19 protein-coding genes are annotated in these 21,378 nt (G+C 65.6%); 9 read left to right on the top strand and 10 right to left on the bottom strand.

Features of this window, described 5'->3' with window-relative positions:
* From AC1D1W_RS11170 to AC1D1W_RS11160, 3 genes are all read left to right on the top strand, one after another.
* A partial coding sequence (locus tag AC1D1W_RS11170) for a ribonucleotide reductase large subunit (protein WP_476943709.1) occupies positions 1-1,172 on the top strand: 1,172 nt, incomplete at its 5' end.
* A 90-nt stretch (positions 1,173-1,262) separates the two neighbouring features.
* Positions 1,263-2,237, top strand: a complete 975-nt coding sequence (nrdF, locus tag AC1D1W_RS11165; RefSeq protein ID WP_476943708.1) for a class 1b ribonucleoside-diphosphate reductase subunit beta — start codon at positions 1,263-1,265, stop codon at positions 2,235-2,237.
* Positions 2,238-2,863: 626 nt separating this feature from the next.
* Entirely contained in the window at positions 2,864-3,289 is a 426-nt protein-coding gene (locus tag AC1D1W_RS11160; RefSeq protein ID WP_028277887.1) for an acyl-CoA thioesterase, read from the top strand.
* Between the two features lie 449 nt (positions 3,290-3,738).
* On the opposite strand, the gene AC1D1W_RS11155 is transcribed toward AC1D1W_RS11160, so the two are convergent.
* Positions 3,739-4,374, bottom strand: a complete 636-nt coding sequence (locus AC1D1W_RS11155; RefSeq protein ID WP_476943707.1) for a hypothetical protein — start codon at positions 4,372-4,374, stop codon at positions 3,739-3,741.
* Positions 4,375-4,618: 244 nt separating this feature from the next.
* Positions 4,619-7,027, bottom strand: coding sequence for an alpha/beta fold hydrolase (locus tag AC1D1W_RS11150; protein ID WP_476943706.1), 2,409 nt, complete (start codon positions 7,025-7,027; stop codon positions 4,619-4,621).
* Between the two features lie 69 nt (positions 7,028-7,096).
* On the opposite strand from AC1D1W_RS11150, the gene AC1D1W_RS11145 reads away from it, so the two are divergent.
* Together AC1D1W_RS11145 and AC1D1W_RS11140 are read left to right on the top strand one after the other, a co-directional pair.
* A complete protein-coding gene (locus AC1D1W_RS11145; protein ID WP_243177260.1) occupies positions 7,097-7,729 on the top strand; it encodes a TetR/AcrR family transcriptional regulator in 633 nt (210 codons plus the stop codon).
* A gap of 25 nt (positions 7,730-7,754) precedes the next feature.
* Positions 7,755-8,615 (top strand): 3-hydroxyacyl-CoA dehydrogenase, encoded by an 861-nt coding sequence (locus AC1D1W_RS11140; protein WP_476943705.1) that lies wholly within the window; start codon positions 7,755-7,757, stop codon positions 8,613-8,615.
* Positions 8,616-8,686: 71 nt separating this feature from the next.
* Here AC1D1W_RS11140 and AC1D1W_RS11135 read toward each other — a convergent pair whose 3' ends face one another.
* The 3 genes from AC1D1W_RS11135 to AC1D1W_RS11125 all read right to left on the bottom strand — a co-directional run bounded on the left by AC1D1W_RS11135 (position 8,687) and on the right by AC1D1W_RS11125 (position 11,923).
* Entirely contained in the window at positions 8,687-9,493 is an 807-nt protein-coding gene (locus AC1D1W_RS11135; RefSeq protein WP_476943704.1) for an SDR family oxidoreductase, read from the bottom strand.
* Between the two features lie 247 nt (positions 9,494-9,740).
* Positions 9,741-10,121, bottom strand: a complete 381-nt coding sequence (locus AC1D1W_RS11130) for a nuclear transport factor 2 family protein (RefSeq protein ID WP_243177263.1) — start codon at positions 10,119-10,121, stop codon at positions 9,741-9,743.
* A gap of 239 nt (positions 10,122-10,360) precedes the next feature.
* On the bottom strand, positions 10,361-11,923 hold the full coding sequence (locus AC1D1W_RS11125; RefSeq protein ID WP_476943703.1) for a phospholipase D family protein: 1,563 nt from the start codon (positions 11,921-11,923) through the stop codon (positions 10,361-10,363).
* A 233-nt stretch (positions 11,924-12,156) separates the two neighbouring features.
* Between AC1D1W_RS11125 and AC1D1W_RS11120 the strand changes: the two genes are divergently transcribed.
* Positions 12,157-12,462 carry a hypothetical protein gene (locus AC1D1W_RS11120; protein ID WP_028277894.1) on the top strand — a complete coding sequence of 102 codons (306 nt, stop codon included), beginning with the start codon at positions 12,157-12,159 and terminating at the stop codon, positions 12,460-12,462.
* Between the two features lie 139 nt (positions 12,463-12,601).
* On the opposite strand, the gene AC1D1W_RS11115 is transcribed toward AC1D1W_RS11120, so the two are convergent.
* Both AC1D1W_RS11115 and AC1D1W_RS11110 read right to left on the bottom strand, forming a co-directional pair.
* Entirely contained in the window at positions 12,602-13,120 is a 519-nt protein-coding gene (locus AC1D1W_RS11115) for a DUF2087 domain-containing protein (protein ID WP_476943702.1), read from the bottom strand.
* A 142-nt stretch (positions 13,121-13,262) separates the two neighbouring features.
* Positions 13,263-14,996, bottom strand: coding sequence for an HNH endonuclease signature motif containing protein (locus AC1D1W_RS11110; protein WP_476943701.1), 1,734 nt, complete (start codon positions 14,994-14,996; stop codon positions 13,263-13,265).
* Between the two features lie 196 nt (positions 14,997-15,192).
* On the opposite strand from AC1D1W_RS11110, the gene ggt reads away from it, so the two are divergent.
* A complete protein-coding gene (gene ggt, locus AC1D1W_RS11105) occupies positions 15,193-17,013 on the top strand; it encodes a gamma-glutamyltransferase (RefSeq protein WP_476943710.1) in 1,821 nt (606 codons plus the stop codon).
* A gap of 51 nt (positions 17,014-17,064) precedes the next feature.
* Here ggt and AC1D1W_RS11100 read toward each other — a convergent pair whose 3' ends face one another.
* A complete protein-coding gene (locus AC1D1W_RS11100) occupies positions 17,065-18,615 on the bottom strand; it encodes a M1 family metallopeptidase (RefSeq protein WP_476943700.1) in 1,551 nt (516 codons plus the stop codon).
* A gap of 229 nt (positions 18,616-18,844) precedes the next feature.
* On the opposite strand from AC1D1W_RS11100, the gene AC1D1W_RS11095 reads away from it, so the two are divergent.
* The gene (locus tag AC1D1W_RS11095) at positions 18,845-19,402 is read left to right on the top strand and encodes an FtsX-like permease family protein (RefSeq protein WP_028277899.1); all 558 of its coding nucleotides are present in this window, start codon (positions 18,845-18,847) and stop codon (positions 19,400-19,402) included.
* A gap of 32 nt (positions 19,403-19,434) precedes the next feature.
* Here the strand turns inward: AC1D1W_RS11095 and AC1D1W_RS11090 are convergent, their stop codons facing one another.
* A complete protein-coding gene (locus AC1D1W_RS11090) occupies positions 19,435-19,737 on the bottom strand; it encodes a DUF4193 domain-containing protein (protein ID WP_476943699.1) in 303 nt (100 codons plus the stop codon).
* A 162-nt stretch (positions 19,738-19,899) separates the two neighbouring features.
* Between AC1D1W_RS11090 and AC1D1W_RS11085 the strand changes: the two genes are divergently transcribed.
* A complete protein-coding gene (locus tag AC1D1W_RS11085; protein WP_476850075.1) occupies positions 19,900-20,280 on the top strand; it encodes a DUF7793 family protein in 381 nt (126 codons plus the stop codon).
* 337 nt (positions 20,281-20,617) lie between these two features.
* Here AC1D1W_RS11085 and AC1D1W_RS11080 read toward each other — a convergent pair whose 3' ends face one another.
* Entirely contained in the window at positions 20,618-21,328 is a 711-nt protein-coding gene (locus AC1D1W_RS11080; RefSeq protein WP_476943698.1) for a hypothetical protein, read from the bottom strand.
* Positions 21,329-21,378: the final 50 nt, after the last annotated feature.

Below are 21,378 nucleotides of genomic sequence, written 5' to 3'. Positions count from 1 at the left end.
ACACCAAGGTCTCGCACGCCCATGCCACCGGCGGGTACGCCGAACGCCGGGCCTCCTGCGTCCGGGGCGCCCGGGTCCTGGGCGTCCAGACCCTCGCCGAGATCCAGTTCGAATCCGGCTACCCGTACATCATGTTCGAGGACACCGTGAACCGGGAAAACCCGATCGACGGCAAGATCATCATGTCCAACCTGTGCTCCGAGATCCTCCAGGTCTCGCAGCCCACCACGTACCACGATGACCTGTCCTACGACCAGACCGGCAAGGACATCTCCTGCAACCTGGGTTCGCTGAACATCGCCAAGACCATGGACTCGCCGGACTTCGGCCTGACCATCGAGACGGCCATCCGGTCCCTCTCGGCAGTCTCGGACATGTCCAACATCACCTCGGTGCCCTCGATTGCCCGCGGCAACGACCAGAGCCACGCGATCGGTCTCGGCCAGATGAACCTGCACGGCTACCTGGCCCGCGAGCGGGTCCACTACGGTTCCGAAGAGGGCCTGGACTTCACCAACATCTACTTCTACTCGGTGGTGTTCCACGCGGTCCGCGCCTCCAACCTGCTGGCCATCCAGACCGGCCAGACCTTCGGCGGCTTCGAGAAGTCCAAGTACGCCTCCGGCGAGTTCTTCGACAAGTACACCGAGCAGGCATGGGTCCCGCAGACCGAGAAGGTCGCGGAGCTGTTCAAGAACATCCACATCCCCAACCAGGATGACTGGCGCGAGCTGAAGGCCTCCGTCATGGAGCACGGCATCTACAACCAGAACCTGCAGGCCGTTCCGCCCACCGGCTCGATCTCCTACATCAACAACTCCACCTCCTCGATCCACCCGGTGGCGTCCAAGATCGAGATCCGCAAGGAAGGCAAGCTGGGCCGCGTGTACTACCCGGCGCCGTACCTGACGAACGACAACCTGGAGTACTACCAGGACGCGTACGAGATCGGCTACGAGAAGGTCATCGACACCTACGCCGCTGCAACCCAGCACGTGGACCAGGGCCTGTCCCTGACGCYGTTCTTCAAGGACACCGCCACCACGCGCGACATCAACAAGGCCCAGATCTACGCCTGGAAGAAGGGCATCAAGACCATCTACTACATCCGTCTCCGCCAGCTCGCGCTGGAAGGGACCGAGGTAGAGGGCTGCGTCAGCTGCATGCTGTAGCTTCAACTAAATCGTGACAGTACGACGGCGGGCGCCCGCCCGCCGTCGTACGCTTTAACTAAGAACTAAACCCAACATTTAGGGGATGACATGACCGAAAAGGTCAAGCTGCTGAGCCACGTCGAGGCGATCAACTGGAACCGTATCCAGGATGACAAGGACGTGGATGTCTGGAACCGTCTGGTCAACAACTTCTGGCTACCGGAGAAGGTGCCGCTGTCCAACGACGTGCAGTCGTGGGCGACGCTGACCCCGGACGAGCAGCAGCTCACCATGCGCGTGTTCACGGGCCTGACCCTGCTGGACACCATCCAGGGCACCGTCGGCGCCGTGTCGCTGATTCCGGACGCGCTCACCCCGCATGAAGAGGCTGTCTACACGAACATCGCGTTCATGGAGTCTGTGCACGCCAAGAGCTACTCCTCCATCTTCTCCACGCTGGCCTCCACCAAGGAAATCGACGAGGCGTTCCGCTGGTCCACCGAGAACGAGAACCTTCAGAAGAAGKCCCAGATCGTCATGGACTACTACCAGGGCGACGACCCCCTCAAGCGCAAGGTGGCCTCGACGCTGCTGGAAAGCTTCCTGTTCTACTCGGGCTTCTACCTGCCGATGTACTGGTCCTCCCGGGCCAAGCTGACGAACACGGCCGACCTCATCCGCCTCATCATCCGTGACGAGGCCGTCCACGGCTACTACATCGGCTACAAGTTCCAGAAGGGCCTGGAAGGCCTGTCGGAGGAGCGCAAGCAGGAGATCAAGGACTACACCTTCGAGCTGCTCTTCGAGCTGTACGAGAACGAGGTCCAGTACACGCACGACCTCTACGACTCCGTCGGCCTGGCCGAGGACGTCAAGAAGTTCCTGCACTACAACRCCAACAAGGCCCTGATGAACCTGGGCTACGAGGCCATGTTCCCGGCCTCCGTCACCGACGTGAACCCGGCCATCCTGTCGGCCCTGTCGCCGAACGCTGACGAAAACCACGACTTCTTCTCGGGCTCGGGTTCGTCGTACGTGATTGGCAAGGCTGTTAATACTGAGGATGATGACTGGGACTTCTAGTTCCTCCCAACTCTCTGTCCCATCGCTCGCTCCTGTTGTGCTCATAAACCGGGACGGCGGCCCCGCACGCATACGCGTGCGGGGCCGTTTTTGCGGGACGCGACCCCAACACTTCCGCTTCATGGGCAAAGCTCATCCTCGAAGCGCTCACCGCTCAGGCCAGTTGCGCGCCGGTTCCACTCCACCGTCCGTTACGGGCGGTCATTCCTGTCCGGTTCGAGGAGGGCCTGAATGGCGGCGTCGCAGAGCCTCGATAGCCGGGCGGCGCTGGTGGAGTGTGACGGGTTTACCCTAGTTGCATGGAGAACCTGAGGGGCCCATTGTATCTGGACGTCGCGGCGAAGGGCCTGTCCCTGGCGGGCGTTGTGATGATGCTTTTTGGGCATGGCGGTTGGTTCACCGTCGGTCTTTCCCTCGTGTTCATCGGCGTGCTGATTGGGGCATGTGCCATGGTGGCCGTCCGTCGGGTGCGGTCGCCTACCGGTCCTGCCCGCCCCACACTTTTCGGCTCGTGGGGCCGAAGGGGCGGCTCCTCAGACGGGGATACGGGCTCCTGAACCGCTGGGGGCGGATCGGCTCGCTTGCGGGTTCGGCGAGCAATATTGTGGCAAGCGAAGGGGCGCTGAATGTCGAAGGTACCGATCGTTTACAAGAGCACGCACCGGGTCAAGTTCTCCGAGCTCGACCCCTACAACCACGTGAGCACGGGGGAATACGCGACCTATTACGCAGATCACCGGATGGAGGGCCTGCGGGACTATGTCGGTTGGGATCTGGAAACGCTGGGGACATTGCCGTTCATGGTCTGGGTCCGGAGGATGGAGATCGACTTTCTGCGGCCTGCTCGGGGCGATCAGGAGATCACCATCACGTCGTTCGTGCGAGAGTTCCGCGGGCCCGATGCGCTTATCGAGTGCGCTATGGTCGATTCCGGCGGAACGAACGTGTCGCGCTGCGTCATGACCGTTGCCCACGTCGACAAGGAAACGAGTCGCGCGACGGACTGGCCGGCCGACGTCATGGCGCTGTTCTTCGAAAAAGAAGCCCCATGAGCGCTTCGGGTCGGTCTATGAACCGTTTATCGATGACGAATGGCAACCACTCTCAGAACCAGGGACGAACAGGACCTTAAGTGACTAAGTACAGGCCGGAGTCGCCGTCTCCAAGTGTCTTCGCCAACTAGGTCAGTTATCCGACAGCGTTAGAGAAAAATCCACGGAATGACGGTGATTAATTTCTGGCAATTTCCGCCAACTAGCCTCGGGTCTCACACCTCCTTCGTAACCCGAAACGACCCCGCACGCAGACGCGTGCGGGGTCGTTTCATTCAAAGGTCATTTATTGTGTGCTCATGAGGCGGATCTGCCGCGTAGTTCCTCTCGGCGCCGCTTGGTCTTACCACCTCGCCACCGGCCTGCATGTCGGCCTCACCTGGAAGTGGCCGTGATCGGGCCGCTCGCACCTGCGTGGGTACGAGCGACCGCGATCCTCGGTCCGACCGTCAGGTGTAGCACAGGCTGACCAGCAGTGCTTTGAGTTGGGTGTATTGGTTTGTCGCCATCCAGGCTTTCGCGGCCTCCCTGTTCGGGAACCCCGGGTCGCCGAAAAGAACCCGGGTGAACAGTCCGCCGTTGGCGGTGGAGACGAGATTGCACCATGATGCGACGCCCTCGCCCTCCTTCAGCGACCGGGGATCAGTTAGCCCCATGAAGTAGGCATCGCCATCACCAAAAGATTCCACAGCGAATCCGAAGACGGGCTTCTTGCCGTCCGGCGCCGTCATTCCGGAAACTGCCTTGTGATCGAACACGTGACGCGTCACGGGACCGCCAGCACACCCTGCAGTGACGCCGTTGGCCAGGAAGAGCAGATCGTTTCCCGCACCGTCAGCAACGGTGACCTCAACGCCGGGAAGGCCGGCGGGCGGGAGCACGGTTCGCACGGTCCACGTCTCCGGATAGGCGAACGAGATGTGTCCGTCCGGGAACGTGAAGGTCTTCAGCGCGGGAGACCCGTGCTTACCCGCTGAGGCGGGAACCTCCGACGCCGGTACCGCCCTGGCGGCAGGTGCCGTCGGTCCTGCAGTGGAAGCAGGTGGGAAAGTTAACGTCGCCGTGCGGTCTGCCATGGTACTCACGACAAGGCTCGAAGCGGCGGCCGGAGCCCCTGGCTGTGGCCCACAGCCGGCAAGGGCGAGGCCGATGGAAGAACCTGCGATGGTGACGGCAGTGAAGAGTCTGGCGCGATGTGAATGCATGGTGTAGCCCCCAATTTTCTTATGACGGCGGGCCGAATGTCCCGCTTGAAAGCAAAGTTTCCGGGACGCGGCCAGTAATTACAGCCGGGGCAAGTTATTTATGCCTTCCGATCGCCCACACGCCTCAGATGGCCGCCGCCTGCCTCCCCGCCGGCACCCGTGACAGGAAGTCCTCCACCACCGCGGCGAACTCGTCGGGCCGTTCGATCTGCGGCATGTGCCCCGTCTTCGAGAATGTGTGCGACTCGGCGTGTGGCAACGCTGCCACTGCCGCCTCGAGGTGGCTGAACGGGAGAATGTGGTCGTGGTCGCCCCAGACCACGAGCGTGGGAGTCTCCGACTGGGCCAACGCCCCGAGGAGGGCCCTCCGCCACCCGGCCCTGACGCCAAAGATGGTTCCGAGGTCGCGAGCGATGTCGAGGAGGGTTTGGCGGTGGGATGCCCGCTGCGACAAAGCGAACGCGTGGTCAACGCGGGCGTCGGTCACCAGTGCTTTGTCGTAGAAGATCGACTGGACGGTGCGGCGCGAAGCCACTGGATCCGGACGCAGCAGCAACGCCGCGAGCGGCCCGACCGCGAGCAGGCGCAATACCAGTGCAACCTCCTTGCCAAACCCGGCACTGTTCGCAAGAACCAGCGCCGAAACTCGGTCCGGGTGTTCGGCAGCCAGTTTCATGGCGACGGCCCCGCCCAGCGAGTTTCCCATCACGGGGAGCGGCTCGTGCACCCCGACGGCGTCGAGGAATACCGGCAAGACGTCGGCCAGCTTCGCCAAAGTCGCCGGCCCGGAAGGCCGTTCCGAGTATGCAAATCCGGGCAGGTCCACGCTGTAAACGGCGTGTCGTGCCGAGAGCCGCTCGTGCTGCCCGTTCCAGTCCTCCAGGCTCTGGCCGATCCCGTGCAGGACCAGCACGGGGTCGCCGCTGCCGGTCTTCCGGTAGCGCAACCGCGTGCCTGCGACGTCGACGTATCCCGTTCCCGGGAGCGCCAGGGGATCCCGGAGCACAGATGGCGCCCCGCCGGACACCCGCACCCGTTGTCCGCGCCGACCGAAACGGACCCGGTCGGTCAACCTGCCGGCCCTCAGGAGGGCGAAGTCTCGGAAGTAGTTCTGGTGCAGCCGCCACGGTGAACCGGCACCCTGCCGGGGCAGCTGATCGGCCCCGCGGAAAATGTAGCCGGCCTTCAGGTCAATCAGGGTGGACAGCTCACCGTTGGCGACATCGGCAGGCGCCGCGGGCACCACCCAATGCAGTCCCCGCCGGTCAAGGTGCTTCAGCAGCCGGCAGACGTAGCCTGCGACCAGATCCGCCTTCAGGGTCCACGATGCGTTGGTGTACCCGATGGTGAGCGCAAAGTTGGGCACGCCGTCGAGCATCATGCCCTTGTAGGTCAGGGTCTTGCCCACGTCCACGGGATCGCCGTCGACGGTGAGCGCCATCCCGCCAATCACCAGCAGATTCAATCCCGTCGCCGTGACGATGACGTCGGCCGGGATCGACCCGCCCGAGACCAGGTCAATCCCGTCCGGCGTGATCCGGGAGATCCTGTCGGTGACGATGTCGGCAGTGCCTGCGCTGATCGCGCGGTAGAGGTCCCCGTTGGGGATCGCGCAGACCCGCTGGTCCCACGGCTGATACGACGGCGCCAGGTGCGTGTCAACCGCAAAGCCCTGCGGCAGCTTGGCGACCGCAGATTTGCGCAGGATCGCTTTCATGGTCTCCGGCCGCCGTCGGCTGAGCTGGTACGTGAACATCGAAAAGAGAATGTTCTTGACCCGGACGACGTCGTACGCCAGTTGCGCGGGCAGCTTGCCCCGGAGGCGGTCGGCCAGGTGGTCGCGGGACGGCACGGGGGCGATGTACGTGGGGGAGCGCTGCAGCATCGTCACCTTCGCGGCCGCCTTTGCCATGGACGGCACAAGTGTCACCGCGGTGGCCCCGCTGCCGATGATCACCACCTGCTTGCCCTCGTAATCGAGGTCGGCCGGCCAGTGCTGCGGGTGGACGATCGATCCGGTGAAGGTGTCGGCGCCGTCAATGGCAGGGGTAAACCCCTCGTCATAGCGGTAATAGCCCGAGCACACAGACAGGAAAGAGCATGTGTACGTGACCGCCTCGGCGGTGCCGGGTCCCGGGTCGCCGTGCCGGTATTCGCCCTCGGATGTGCGGACGGCCGTCACCGTCCACAGCGCGGTGTCGCTGGACCAGTCGGCAGAGACCACCCGGGTGTTCAGCCGGATCTGCGGGGACAGGCCCTCGTCCGCAATGGTCGCCTCGATGTAGTCGCGGATCGCATCGCCGTCGGCAATCGCCTTGGCACCGGCCCAGGGCCGGAAGGAATAGCCGAGGGTGTACATGTCGCTGTCGGAGCGGACGCCCGGGTATCGGAAGAGATCCCAGGTGCCGCCCACCGTGCCCCGGGACTCCAGGATCGCGAACGTCTTCCCTGGTGTTTCGCGTTTCAGCCGGCTCGCGAAACCTATGCCGCTCAGCCCGGCTCCGACAATCAACACATCCACGTGCGCGCTCATCACGCCACGCTATCGACTTAAAGTCGAGAGAGTCAACACCGTGTTGATACCTCGCGTTAGGATGGGCGCATGGCTCCACGTGGAAGACGTACAGCACGGGTCTCGGGGGATGAACGCCAGGACGCGATCCTCACCACCGCCGAGGCGCTCCTTGGCGAGCGGTCCTTCGACGACGTTTCGATCGAGGAGCTGGCCCGCGGCGCCGGCATCTCGCGCCCCACCTTCTACTTCTACTTCTCGTCCAAGGATGAGATGCTGCTGGCCCTTCTGGACCGGGTGATCTCCGAGGTGGAACACCGGGTCAGCGAGTTGCCGCGAAATTTCGAAAGTGACCCCGCGGGAGCCTGGACGCGCTCCATTGGCATGTTCGTTGAGGTGTTCGTGGCCCATCGCGGCGTCGCCACCGCGGCGATTGCAGCGCGGGCCCGCAACGACGAGGTGCGCGCCCTCTGGTCCAAATCGATGCAGTCCTGGGTCGATTTCTCGAGCGATGTCATCGCGTCCGAGCAAGCCCGAGGGGCTGCGCCGGACGGCATCGACGCCCATGACCTGGCCGTGAGCCTCAATCTCATGAACGAGCGGGTGATCACCGCCGTCCTCAACCGGGAGATTCCCGCGATCGCGGAGTCCCATGCCCTGGACGTGTTATCCACCATCTGGATCCGCAGTATCTACGGGTCCGTCAACCCCGGCCGTTCCTAGCGCCGGGTGGAAAGGAAGAACCCGCATGCCCCACCAGATCAAGACCCTGACCGTGCTCGGCACCGGAGTGCTCGGTTCCCAGATCGCCTATCAGGCCGCCTTCCACGGATTCGCTGTCACCGCCTACGACGTCGACGGCGACGCCCTGGAGAAGGCCCGGGCGCGCTTCGCCCGGCTTGTCGGCATCTACCGGGCGGCCAACGTCGGCGGTGCCGGAGAGAGCAAAGCCGAGGCAGCTCTTGAAAACCTCCGCCTCACCGCCAACCTCGGGGACGCCGTCGCCGATGCAGACCTCGTGATCGAGGCCGTTCCTGAGCTGCTCGAGGTGAAGCGGGACGTCTACCGCACGCTCGCAGATCTGGCCCCCGCCAAGACCATCTTCGCCACGAACTCATCAACTTTGCTGCCCAGTGATCTTAAAGATTCCACCGGCCGCCCCGACCGCTTCCTCGCCATCCATTACGCCAACAACATCTGGGCGCAGAACATCGCCGAGGTGATGGGCACCGCCGAAACCGATCCCGCAGTCTTCGACGCCGTCGTCGACTTCGCGCGAAACAGCGGGCTGGAGCCGATCGAGATCAGGAAGGAGAAGGCCGGCTACGTGCTGAACTCCCTGCTGGTCCCGCTCCTGAACGCGGCCGCCGGCCTGCTGCTGCAAGGCGTCGCCAGCCCGGAAACGATCGACAAGACGTGGCGCATTGCCACCGGAGCGCCGAGCGGTCCGTTCCAGATCTACGACGTCGTCGGGCTGGGAACCGCCTACAACATTGCCGCCTCATCGCCAGAGCCCGGATCCCAGGTCTTCGCTCGGTACCTCAAGGACAACTACATCGACCAGGGCAAACTCGGCGTCGAGACGGGCGAGGGTTTTTACACCTACTGAGTCTTCCCATAGGCGGACGGACAGTCTAGTGAAGGGGAAGGGCTGCGCAACCGCTTTTTACACGGACCCGGTCAGCCCTGGCGGTTCGAGTCCAGGACGGTGATGTCCAGGGGCATGCGCCTGGCGCGACGGAGGCGTCCGGCCAGCAGGTTGCGCACCCCGCGGGTCACCATGGTCGTCTTGGTCAGATACCGGAACTCGGCGGTGTCCGACGTTACGAGGTCCAGAAGCGGGCGCGCGGCGTCGTCAGGGGTCTGCCCCCACAGCCCGACGACGACCTGCAGCCCGCCCAGTCGATGCTCGTACCCGGGCTGGGACGTGACGTGCCCCAGCATGTCCGTGATCACCAGGCCCGGATTCATGCCATGCACCCGGACGCCGGTGCCCTTGGTCTCCACCCGCAACGTCTCGGTGAACTGGCGGACCCAACGCTTGCTTGACGCATACGCGTTCTGCAGTGCCACCGGCCCCTGGTCGCCGTGGCCGTATACGTTGACGAGGTCGCCGCGACCTTGGCCGATGAACACCGGCAACGCCACCCTCGACCCGTGGAACGTGCCTAGGATGTTCGTGCGCACCACTTGCGTGAAGTCCTCGACCGGCGTGGACGCCGTCGGCCCGAAGACACCGGAAGCTCCGGCGTTGTTGACCCAGATGTCGAGCGTCCCGCGGCTAAGGGCCTCGTCGCGCAGGGCCTCGACGTCGGCCAGCTCACCGGTGTCGCACTGACGCCCGGATGCCGCGATCCCTTCCGCGTGCAGCCGCTCGACGGCGGCCTCGACGTCGGCGTCCGACCTGGACGCCAGCACCACCGTCGCACCGTGATGCCCCAGCAACCGGGCCATGGCCAACCCCAGGCCGCGCGTCGAGCCAGTCACGACTGCCACGCGACCGCGGAGCACATCTCGTCGCGAACCCATGCTTCTCTCATACGCGCAGCGGCCGGGGAGAGCAAGAGGGCAGGCATGGTGACAGTTCCGAGGTGGTTGTCCGCCGGGTGGTTCCCCGGCGGCGCTGTTCCATCGCATCGGGGCAATTATCGAGGGTCTGTCGGGACGTCGCGGACGGATTTAGACTGAATCATTCCGCGACGCCGGCGGCGTCTGCCTCGGGCGGGGAGGAAGATCAGCGGCCGCCTTGTCGCACGTAGTCGGCGGGATCGTAGTGGATCCGGAGTGTCGAGATCTTGCCGTTGTCGAAGCGGAAGAACTCTGCGAGTCGGACAAGCCCGGCCGGCATGCGGGCGTCGTAGAGTATCGCGGAGCCATCTGCGCCGTGGACCTCTTGGATGATCTCGAGGTCCGACACTGTGGCGATGAAGCCTTTTACGCCTTGGCAGAATCCGGCGGCCCCTGTGCGCTTCCCTGCGATCGGACCTTCAAATTCGAGGTCGTCGACGAGCAAAGTGCGCAGCTCGCCGTCGGGGTCGAACGCTTCTATGCCGGCGGCCAGGATCCGGTAGTAGCGTTGGAGTACGTCTGGCGCAGCCTTGCTCAGCGGGGACATCGGCAGCTCCTCCTTAAGATTGAAAACTTCAAGCTCTGCACATCGATGAGGCGGTGAACGCGGTTCAATTTGGACCGGATCGTCGCCGGTCAGGTTATATCCGTTGAGTACAGAAGTCACGACGTCGAGGAAGGCTTTCGCCGGGGCGTGGTACTCGCCGTCGTTTCAGCGGCGTGGCGGGGCTACAGTCCCCGGAGCCGTTCAGGCGTTCTGCTGGTTCGCGGCCGTCAGCGTCTTGCCTAGAACTGGGTAGTGCCGCGCAGTCGGCGCGGGCGGCCGTCTGGGTCCATGAGAAGACGGCTCATCGGATCTGCCCAGAGGCGTTGGCGGGCCGACACCGGCTCTGGAGTGTGGTGGCGCGCGTGTCCGGCGGGGCGGGTGGAACGGCGGCCGGCTTCATGCCAGCGGTCGAGAGCGTCCGCGGTGGTGTTCCAAAGTTTGAGCCCGGCCGCCGGGTCGACGAGCTGGGGATCGTTCTGCTCCAGGCCCAGGTGTTCGGCCCAGAGTTGGAGCCGGAGCTCGTGGGCCAAAGGCCGGAAAGTGTCGCGGCTGTTGTCTGTGCCGGACGCCTCCCGGTTGTCGACAGTCGTGTCGAGTACGGCGCAGGTGAGCTCGCTGTCGTTGGTCCAGGACCGGCGGTTGAAGTTGTCTGAGCCGCAGGTGAACCAGGTGTCGTCGATGATGCAGATCTTGGCGTGGACATAGATCGGAGTTCCCGCGCGGTTCTCCAGGTCGAACACACCGACCCTGTTGGGCGCAACCCTACGCAGCATGCTGATGGCATGCAGTTGCCCGATCCGGGCCGCCGGCCCTGCGAGAGGCCCGTCAGCGTCGGGGTAACGGGGTACGACGGCGATCACCTTCAGGTCGGGATTCCGGTCGAGGGCCTCCGCGATTCCGGCTGCGACCTCTTTCGACCACAGGTACTGGTCCTCGACGTAGATCAGCGAGCGGGCGTGGGCGAAAGCTTTCGTGTAGGCGCGGGCAATGCTGCGCTCCCCAACAGGCGCGAACGGAAACGGGGGACGTCTAACGCCGTAAGTGCGCAGCAGCTGCACGGAATGAGGACCCGCCGGTGGTGGCGGCGGAGCAGTGGCCGGGAGCGGTTCGGGGTGCCTGGGCATACGGGCCAGTCGTTGCAGCAGCATCCGGTAGGGGGTGTGTCGGTCCAAGGGATGGGGGTCATTCCACCGTTCAGCGAACACTGCCAGCACATCYGCCACCACGGGGCCGCGCAGTTCGAGGGCGGCATCGTGCCATGGCGGTCGTTTACCGTACCGGGAATCCATGCTCACCGCTTGCGGGTCTCCCGCGTGGTCGGCGTCGTCCCGACGGCTGTGGGAAAGGTCGATCCCGCCAACGAACGCGACATCCAGCGACGGATTGTCACGACGGCGAATGACGAAGAGCTTCTGATGATGGGAGCCGAACACGCGTACACGCTGATCCAGCAGCACCTCTCCGCCGGCGTCGTTGACCCGACGGCTTAGGAGCTCATTGGAACGGCCGCTGATCGGGGCCGATACGCGCTCTCCATGGGATCTCCAGACAAGCCCCCGCACTTCCACTCCCTCACCGGCCAAGCCCGCGAGCACCTCGCCGATCGACGGTCCGTCCGCCAGCAGCCGCTCGTCGGCGTCGCCACGCCAGTCGGTGAACCACACGCGGTCTCCCGCCTGGAGCGCCGTCAACTCCTCATGCAGCCGGGCGAAGTAGGTCGCACCATGAACCAGGGGCCGCACGAGATTGCCCTCCGACCACGGCGGCGATCCGGCACCGCCCGCGTGTACGTCTGTGGCCAAATTTCCCCTCTCAGCGCGGCTCAGAAACCACGTACCAGCATCACTGTCCACTCAGTCCTTCTTTCGGCGCCCGAACCCAGGGCACTAGTGTCCGGTCTTCAACGTAGCGACTGTGATGCCTAATGTCACCGACCGGGTCGTAAGCACCGGATCAAACCCGCTCTCCGGCCCTACCGGGATGACGCTGGACGGCCTATCGTGGTCCTGACATAGCCCGAGGGAAAGGAACGACGATGTTCACCCTGCAGATTAGCTATCCGGTCCGGGACTACGAGGCCTTTAAGAAGGTCTTCGACACTGATCCCGCAGGCCGAGCCGCCTCCGGCGCCCGGGCAGTCCGCTTGTTCCGGGACACAGAGGACCAGAACAGTGTGGCCGTGCTCCTTGATTTCGACACCAGGGACGCCGCGACCGGCTTTCTGGAAAAGTTGCGCAGCCAGGTGTGGGACAAACCTGAGGTGATCGGGCAGCTAATGACGGCAGCGCCGACAGCCAGGATTCTGGAAGAAGTGGCCCGCGAGGGGCAGGGCGCGGGCTGACCGCTGAGAATCCTGCTCGACTCGCGGTGGAACAAGAAACCGCTGCATCCCGTGGGTGCCAATGTTGGCTCTCGGGCAGGTTTGGGCGCTAAAAGAGCGTCGAGTTCAAAGCCCACCTAATGCCGGCCTGGAGCCCGCGTTATGCCTGCCGGGAGTATGAGGAACCCGAGGCCGTCCGTTCCAAGAGTCCGAAGTCGATCATGTAGCGGCGCAGCATGACGACGTCATCGCTATAACTGAGCAGTCGTTCATTAACCTGCTTTTCCGTTAGGTGTTCGCCCGGCTCTATAGCTTCGCTGACGATCCAGGCCAGGAGCTCCCGCCGTTCCGTCATGTTGGCTGGATACCTCTCGATCCTCCCCAAGCGCATGAAGCGGGCCAATCCGGTCTGCGGCTGCCGCCGGGGTTGCTGCCTGAGGAGGTCGCGGAAGATCGCCTCGGGTGCCTCAAGGTCACTGGCGGCATTGCGTTCCACGAGTCCTGACTCAAGGAGGACAGCGATGGCCCGGTTTCGCCGGTGGTCATTCAGGTCAGCAAGCACGTCGGGGAGCTTGGCGCCGAGCACTATTTGCGCGTAGGCGGTCCGAGCGTCCGTGTTAGCGAAGGCTGCCACTACACGCCGCCAGTGCGGTCCACTCACCATCGTCGTTACCGTCACAGCGTTTTCCTCACTCTGCATTTGCCCCCGCCTGTGCTGGTCACGGCAATTGGTCAACAGGCAAAATCGTAGTCCTGCGCGGGTGTGGCGGACAGGGCCTACAGACGGCAGGCTGATGGCCCGGACATTGACGGTTGGCTTTTCATGTGGGTTGAAGCAGGCGGTATTCCGGCACTGCGTCGGGAAATTGGTGTCCGGCCGTGAATGGGTGCCCGGCGGTGAATTGGTGCCAGTCCGGGAACGGGTCCGGGGGCAGGCCTGCGTCCGGATCCGCGGGCTGGCCTTGATCGGGGCCTGTGTCGGGGTCGGGTTCCGGGCGTGTGTCCGTGGCCTGGATGTGGGGCAGCCAGTCCTCGGGCCAGTGGGGTGGTTCCCAGTCCTGGTGTTCGCTGGGATAGTAGCGTCCGGACGGGGAGGTCCAGCCCGGTGGGTGGTCCCTGCTGGCCCGGTCCGGTGTCCAGGCGGAGGCGTGTTTAAGCCGGTGGTGTTTCGGGCAGGGCTGGCCGAGGTTCGAGATGCCGGTGGTGCCGCCGTCGGCCCAGGCCAGGAGGTGGTCTGCCTCGTTGTCCAGGGAGTGGTTGCCGCAGCCGGGGAACGGGCACCGGCCGTCGCGGAGCCGGAGCCAGTGGCGCTGGGCCGTCGTCAGCCGGTAGTTGGTCCGGCCGATTTCCAGCGGGGCACCGTCCCGCGGGTCGGTCAGGACCCGGGAGAAGGAACCGGCGCCGTCGGCGATCAGGCGGCGGGCCATCGACGGCGGGATCGGACCGTACCCGTCCAGGACGGCCGGTTCGTCGGTGGCGCCGAGCAGGGACAGGACCGGGACGGTGACCAGGACCTGCGCACGCGGGACCGGAACAAGCCCACCCGCACCCGCACGAGCTCCCACCCCTGTGCCGGTGCCGGCGCCGCCGTCGGCCGATCCACCGGTGCCGGCGCCGGCCGTTCCGTCGTTTGATCCGCCGCCGGGCGTGCCGTTGGTGAGGAGCCAGGTGGCGGTGACGTCGGCGCGGAGCTGGGCCAGGGTCCGGCCCTCGTGCGGGCCCTGGAGGGCGCGGGCGGCGGCGGTGGTCCGGTCCCAGATCCCGGCGGCGGTGTCGGCCGGGAGGTGGGCGGAGAGCCAGGCCATGCCGTCCCTGGCCGGGGTGTACTCGATCCGCCGGTCCGCGGCGCTCGTGGCGTGGCGTTCCTCGATGCTGGCGGGGTGGTGGCGTTCGCGCCAGGTGCGGGCCTTGGCCCGGAACCGGGAGGGAACGAGCTCCCCGGCCGGGCAGCCGCGGGCGGGGTTCGGTGCTTCGGGGTCCAGGAAGTGCGCTTCGAGCCCGGCCGCCCCGGCCGCATTCAGGCTGCTGGTTTCGTCCACGATGATCCGGGCGTGCTGCCAGGAGATCGCCCCGGACTCAAGGGCGGCCAGGGTCAGCCGCAGCGCCGTCGTCAGGGCCCGGGATTCGGCGAGGAGGGCCGCGGCGGCGCGTTCGCTGACCGTCAGGACACAGGCGACCTCGGCGACCAGGGCCATCTCACGGACGGCACGGTCCCGCGGGGACGGCGCTGGCGGCGCCAAAAGCCTGGTTGCGTGCGCGTAGTCGTCGGCCAGCCGCACCCTCAACGCCGCGGTCCGGGCCTCCAGCCGGGCGACCTCGGCCAGCCCGTCCAGACAGGCATCGGCCCAACAACGCAACGGATCGGCATCCCTCAGGCCATCAGCACTCCGCCGCCGGTCGGCGCCAGCCGGATCGCCGTCACCCAACAGGTCGGCAGCAGGCGCATCGGATCGGTCAGCGCCGGCACCGGCCAAGGCGGCAAGCGCGGCAACCGACGCCGCGACGGCTTCCACGGTCGCCCCGCTCTCCGCACTCAACACTGTCCTGCTCTCCACACTCAGATCATCTCAGGAGCCACCGACAATTTTTGATGAAACTGAAGTGACCGAGCACCCGGCAGTCCACTTCTGACAGCTGCCGGAAGAGCATCCAATGCCATCGGCGCGAGTGTTGAGTGTCGCACGTCTGCGTAGTAGCGTGACAAGCACCGTCAATACGCGTAACACGGACTCGGGAGCGATCATGGCATATATGACACGGGGGCTGGTGGCTGTCACGGCGGCCCTGGCATTGAGCGTGACGGGTGGCGCCGTCGCCGCCCCTGCGCAGGCCGATCCGCGGGAGACCGCAAAGACGTCAACCGCCACCGGCTACGGCGGAGCGGTGAGCACCGTGGATCCGGAGGCATCCGCAGCGGCGATCGAGGTCCTCCGCAAGGGCGGCAACGCAGCGGATGCCGCCGTCGCCGCAGCCGCGACCCTTGGCGTGACTGAGCCGTACAGTGCCGGGATTGGCGGCGGAGGCTACTTCGTGTTCTACGACGCGAAGACCGGCAAGGTGGGCACGATCGACGGCCGCGAGACCGCACCGGCCAGAATGCCGCACGACGCGTTCATCGACCCAGCGACCGGCAAGCCCTTCAATTTCACGCCCGAGCTCGTCACAAGCGGCGTCTCCGTTGGCGTCCCCGGCACCCCGGCTACCTGGGCGCGTGCCCTGGACCGGTGGGGCACGTTGAGCCTCGGCGATGCCCTCAAGCCTGCCATCAAGGTGGCCACCCGTGGATTCGTGGTCGATAAGACGTTCCGCCAGCAGACCCTCGACAACAAAGCCCGGTTCGAGGCGTTTCCCTCGACCAGCAGCCTCTACCTCCCGGGCGGTGACGCCCCCGCCGTCGGCAGTGTCTTCCAGAACCACGACCTCGCCGAGACATACCGGCTCCTCGCGAAAAAGGGCACGGACGGCTTCTACGGCGGGCCGCTTGCGGCCGAGATCGCGGCCACGGTGCAGGCTCCGCCCAAGACTTCCAACACAAAGCTTCCCGTTCCGGCAGGCCACCTGACGACGGCGGATCTCGCCGCATACCGCGCCCTGGATCAGGCGCCCACGCACGTGGACTACCGCGACCTGGACGTCTACGGCATGGCGCCCTCCAGCAGCGGCGGCACCACCGTGGGCGAGGCGCTGAACATCCTGGAGCCGTCCAACCTGTCCGGGATGTCCACGCCGGGCGCCCTGCACCACTACCTCGAGGCCAGCGCGCTTGCTTTCGCGGACCGTGGCAAGTACGTGGGGGACCCCGCGTTCGTGAGCGTTCCCACCGCCGCGCTCACGGACCCGGTGTTCGGCAAGGAGCGTGCCTGCCAGATTGACCCGCTGCACGCGGCAGCGAAGCCGGTTGCGCCGGGGAACGTGTCCTCGTACGACGGCGCGTGCCCGGCCGCCGCCGTCGCGCCCGCCGACGAGAAGGACACCGAGAACATCTCGACGACCAACCTGACCGTCGCGGACAAGTGGGGGAACGTGGTCGACTACACGCTCACGATCGAGCAGACCGGAGGGTCCGGCATGGTGGTCCCCGGCCGCGGCTTCCTGCTCAACAACGAGCTGACCGACTTCTCGACCGTCTACGACCCGGCCGACCCGAACCGGATCGAGCCGGGGAAGCGCCCGCGCTCGTCCATGTCGCCGACCATCATCCTCAAGGAGGGCAAGCCGTTCCTCGCCCTCGGCTCGCCCGGCGGATCGACCATCATCACAACCGTCCTGCAGACCATCCTGAACCGGGTGGACCTTGGCATGACCATCTCCGGGGCGATCGCTGCACCGCGTGCCTCGCAACGGAATACGGCCAAGGTCACGGCCGAACCGGAGTTCATCGCCAAGTACGGCAGCCAGCTGGCACCGTTTGGCCATCAGTTCACCCCGTCGGGGGATGCGTTCACCTCGGCAGCGGAGATCGGCGCCGCGACCGCCATCGAGTTCCTGCCTGACGGCGGCATGGTCGCAGCCGCCGAGCCCGTGAGGCGCGGCGGGGGATCGGCGATGGCCGTTAGGGCGTCGCGGAGGTAGGGCGGATGCCGCCTGGCGCGGGTGTCGCGCCAAGCCGGAAGTTCCTCACCACTACCGGAGGGTGCTCCTCGGCGCGAGGTGGGAATGCGTGGGGGCCGGTCCTGGGATCACTTGAGTTTTCGCTGCTGCTGGCTGTGGCATCCCCGGGCGGTCGCCTTTGCGCAGCCAGTCGTCAAAGAACGCGTCGAGCTGCTGGCCGGACGCGTTTTCCATCACGGCTTCGAAGTCTTCCGTCGTCGCCGTCGAGTCGTTGTAGCGGCTCAACCACGTCCGGGTGCCGCTGAGGAATGCCGCGTCGCCGATCTTCGCGCGCAGCGCGTAGAGGGCAGCCGCCCCGCGGAGGTAGACCTGGCCCGCGAACAAGTTGTCACGGCCCGGGTCTGCGATGTTCAGCGCCCAGCGGTTGTTCGCGTCGAGGTATGCCACCGCGTCTCCGAACTGTTCCGGCATCGTGGCCGCGCCTTGGTGCTCGGCCCACAGCCACTCGATGTACGTCGCCCAGCCCTCGTTCAGCCAGATGTCCTGCCAGTCGGACGGGCTCACCGCGTCTCCGAACCACTGGTGCCCGAGTTCGTGCACCACCGTGTATTCGTCCGCAACCTCCGAGTAGACCGGCCGCGTCTGCGTCTCCAGCGCATAGTCGACCGTGTCGTCGTCGACAATCGCGCCGAAGGCCTCGAACGGGTACCGCCCGAACTGGCCCTCAAGGAATGCGATCATCTTGGGCTGCAACGCAAGCGACGCCTTCGTCTCGGCCAGTGCCGCTCCCTTCACGTCCGCGTCGATCGCATTGACGATGGGCAGCCCGTGCGGACCGACGTCGTAGGACAGGGCAAAGTCGCCGACGTTCGCCGTCGACAGATAGCTGGCCATCGGGTCCGAGGCCTTCCACGTCCATGTGGTCCATCCCGCCTTCGTCGCCGGCCGGCCGACGGGCAGGCCGTTCGCCACGGCCGTCTTCCCCGCCGGAACCGTGATGCGGAACGTATAGGTCGCCTTGTCTTCAGGGTCGTCATTCACGGGGTACCAGGTCGCCGCACCCTCGGGCTCGTTGACGACCATCGCACCGTCAGCGGTGGTGACCCAACCGTAGAGCGCTCCGGTGGTGTCGAGCGGCCGGCCGGTGGTTCCGCCGTACTCGATCACGATCGACGTCGTCTGTCCGGCCTTCAGCTTCGGCCGCAGCCCGACCGTGAGTTCCCAGATCCGGTTCGCGTCGTTCTGCACTTGGGACCACTTGGCTGCCTTGCCGTCGACCTGGACCGACGTGACGCCCAGGCCGCGCAGGTCGAAGTTGAGCGACTCCAGGTTCTGCTTCGCACGGACGGTGACAGTCGCGACCCCGCTGAGGCGGCCTGCGAGGACCGCGGGATTGGTCGGTGGCGTATAGCGGAGGGCGAGGTCGTAGTGCAGGACGTCGTAGCCGCCGTTGCCGGCGAACGGGAAATATGCGTCCCCGCTGCCGGGGGCGCCCGCCGTGTAATGGCGGTTGTCGTGGCTGGGGGCGGCCTGCGAAGTCCCGCTGATTGCGCCGACGCCGGCCACGGCCAGCACGAGGATGACCGCTGTCTGGCGCAGGCGCCCTCTGAAGTGCTGCCCCATCACCGATTTCCTCCAAACAGGTCTCGGGATGTCCATCTGGGTGAAACAGCAGAACCGTTGTCCCGAAAAACGCTCTCGGTCTGAGAAGTCATGACCGTGCCCCCAATGCAGTTGTGGAATGTCGCCCATGATTCCCACCGCAACTTGGGAAAACCTTTATACCTGTCCAAGTTGAGGCCGTCAGGCCCACGGAAGCCTGCCGATGCGCTGGACTCGGGCTCCAGAGCGCATGGGCACGATCGACACCACTGCACCCATCCTCAGCGCCCGCGGTGTCCGCCACGCGTTCGGACAGACCGAGGCGCTGCGCGGTATCGACGTCGACGTTCACGCCGGTGAGGTACTCGCGGTCATGGGCCCGTCGGGGTCGGGTAAGTCCACCCTGCTGCACTGCCTGGCCGGCATCCTTGCCCCGGACGGCACCTTCGTCGCCGTCGTCATCGCCGGCGTTTCGCTGGCCGTGTCCACGGCTGCCGCGATGCTGGACCGAAAACGCGTGCTGGGCCTGATGCGGCTGATGGGCATGCCCGTTGAAGTTGTTCGCGGGGTCATCGCAAGAGAGGCCGCGGTTCCCCTTGTGGCAGTGCTTCTGCTGTCAGCCGGGCTCGGATTCGTCGTGGCCTGGCTGATGGTTATCTCATTCGGCGGGGGCCGGACCATCACCTGGCCCGGCCCCGTATACTACGCCGCCCTGTCCTTCAGCATCCTGCTCGCACTGGCCGCAGTGACAGCTGCCTTCGGACTGATCCGTTCCAGCACCGCCATCCCGGCCACCCGGTTCGAGTAGGACCACGGACCTGGCTTTGAGCCTTCCCGCTTTTAGCCCTCGCAGTCCGTGCAGTAGATATCGGTGCCGGACTRCCGGGCGATCTGGGAACGGTGCCGGACCAGGAAACAGGAGCTGCAGGTGAACTCGTCGTCGGCCTGCGGGATGACCTGGACAATCAGCTCTTCGGCGATGAACTCGCCGCCGGGGACTCCGGCCCCGTCCAGCCCGTCGGCCTCGTCCAGTTCCTGGACGACGCTGCGGGCGTCCGGTGCGTTGGCGGACTGGAGTGCTTCCAGGGAGTTTTCCTGGGTTTCCTTAACGTCCGAGCGGACTTCGTCGTAATCGGTTGCCACGTGGCTTGTTCTCTTTCTCGAGTCTTTACTAGGCTAAGTGCAACGTACGGCACCCCGCGGTTGTTCCGCAGGCGGGGCCAGAATCCACGCCGTGCGGCATTGCCGGCCACACCATGGGCGCGGTGCCGGGCGCCGCCGCAGTTCGGGCCTAGGATCAACGGCATGATGCAGGGACCAATCGACGCCGCCGACGGGAAGAACTCGCTCAGCGTCGATGCTGGGATACTCGAGAGCGTCTGGCGCCCGGGTTCCTTTGTGGACGCCGAAGATGCCAGGGACGCCATGCTTGCCGTGGACCGGATCAGTGGCGGGACGCCGATGCCAATGCTCTCCGAGATGACCGACGTGGTGTTCAGCGCGGCGGCCAGATACCAATTCGCACAGAGCAGGGGCGTGGTGGCCATCGCGGTCCTCGGATCCAGCACAGTCGACAGGGTGATCGCTTCCGCCACGAGCCGGGAGACCAAGTACCCGCACGAGTTCTTTACATCCAGGACCGACGCAATCGCATGGCTGAAGGAAGTCATCCAGAGCCGCGATTAGGAATTGCCACAGGGCCTGGCGCTGCATTCAAATCTGTCCCCGATCCGAGACAGACCGGTCTTTCCCGTTGTAAAGTGTCTTCACGGTTTTCCGCCCCGCTGGCTCCAGGAAGGTATGCAGGGCTCTCGGGATCGTGGCCGGTTGAAGGGGCGGCGGAAACGCCCGCACAGCCCTCGACATCAGGCGCCGGACGGTCGCCCGGGCGCCGTTCAGCCGCCCGCCAACCCCTGCTGCATCATCGTCCCATCGAGCGCGTGCGCTACGGCCGCGCGGATGCGGGCGTGCTCGGAGGCCTTTCCGGGGAGGGAGCCTAGGCCGGGCGGCCAGCTCGACAGGCTCAGGGTTCGCGTCGATTCGCGGCAGCCCGGCTCCGCGGCAACAGGAATCCGACGGCAACAAGCCAGAGCAGGCCGCCGAACCGCCCGACGGGCAGCAGGAACTGGAGCGGCTCGATCACCATGGAGAAGAAACTCAGTTCGGACAGGGCGGCGATGACCAGCCCGGCCCAGGCCAGCCAGCGCGGCACGAAGCGCAGGATGAGGGCGGGGACGGCGATTCCGGCGATGAGGAGTCCCAAGCCGACCACATAGGCGACGCCGCCCGTGATGAATGCGAGAAACGACAATGCATGGGTCAGTGGCACATCGGTGGTGATTTCCGGGCGGCTCAGGACCCACCCCACGGCGGCCGAGATCATGAGGAACACCGAGGCGGCAATGCCGCCAAAGAAGCCGATTGCGGGCCCGGGGACGCGCACGCCAAGCCGGAGCTGCCGGGCGTAAACGGTGGCCGCAAAGATGCCGAGCGGGACCGCTGAGCCGAATTGGAACAGGCTGGCGAGCCGCACGGCGCCGGTGTTCCCCTGAAAATATGCCGCGACCTGGCCGGCGGGGGAGAAGGGCGAGACGTAGGCCTGCCCGTTGGTGAGGATCGCGCTGCTGAGCAGGGCCGCGATCGTGAGTCCCAGACTCACGGCCGCCAGGATGCCCGGGTTGGGGCCGCCGGATCGGGTCGAGGGAGCAGTGTGGTGGGAGGACAGGTCAGTCATGATGGCTTCTTTCCGATAATTACGTCACAACTAAAATGATTCACCTGTTG

This window comes from Arthrobacter sp. P1_B4, assembly GCF_056406555.1.
This window is presented reverse-complemented; position numbering and strand designations above follow the sequence as displayed.

What these genes read in the sequence shown, in the direction of transcription:
- AC1D1W_RS11130 (WP_243177263.1), bottom strand. Translation starts at nt 10,121, where the DNA reads ATGTCCCCGCTGAGCAAGGCTGCGCCAGACGTACTCCAACGCTACTAC.
- AC1D1W_RS11140 (WP_476943705.1), top strand. Translation starts at nt 7,755, where the DNA reads ATGCCCCACCAGATCAAGACCCTGACCGTGCTCGGCACCGGAGTGCTC.
- AC1D1W_RS11100 (WP_476943700.1), bottom strand. Translation starts at nt 18,615, where the DNA reads ATGGGGCAGCACTTCAGAGGGCGCCTGCGCCAGACAGCGGTCATCCTC.
- AC1D1W_RS11120 (WP_028277894.1), top strand. Translation starts at nt 12,157, where the DNA reads ATGTTCACCCTGCAGATTAGCTATCCGGTCCGGGACTACGAGGCCTTT.
- AC1D1W_RS11080 (WP_476943698.1), bottom strand. Translation starts at nt 21,328, where the DNA reads ATGACTGACCTGTCCTCCCACCACACTGCTCCCTCGACCCGATCCGGC.
- AC1D1W_RS11150 (WP_476943706.1), bottom strand. Translation starts at nt 7,027, where the DNA reads ATGAGCGCGCACGTGGATGTGTTGATTGTCGGAGCCGGGCTGAGCGGC.
- AC1D1W_RS11145 (WP_243177260.1), top strand. Translation starts at nt 7,097, where the DNA reads ATGGCTCCACGTGGAAGACGTACAGCACGGGTCTCGGGGGATGAACGC.
- AC1D1W_RS11160 (WP_028277887.1), top strand. Translation starts at nt 2,864, where the DNA reads ATGTCGAAGGTACCGATCGTTTACAAGAGCACGCACCGGGTCAAGTTC.
- ggt (WP_476943710.1), top strand. Translation starts at nt 15,193, where the DNA reads ATGACACGGGGGCTGGTGGCTGTCACGGCGGCCCTGGCATTGAGCGTG.
- AC1D1W_RS11085 (WP_476850075.1), top strand. Translation starts at nt 19,900, where the DNA reads ATGATGCAGGGACCAATCGACGCCGCCGACGGGAAGAACTCGCTCAGC.
- AC1D1W_RS11095 (WP_028277899.1), top strand. Translation starts at nt 18,845, where the DNA reads ATGGGCACGATCGACACCACTGCACCCATCCTCAGCGCCCGCGGTGTC.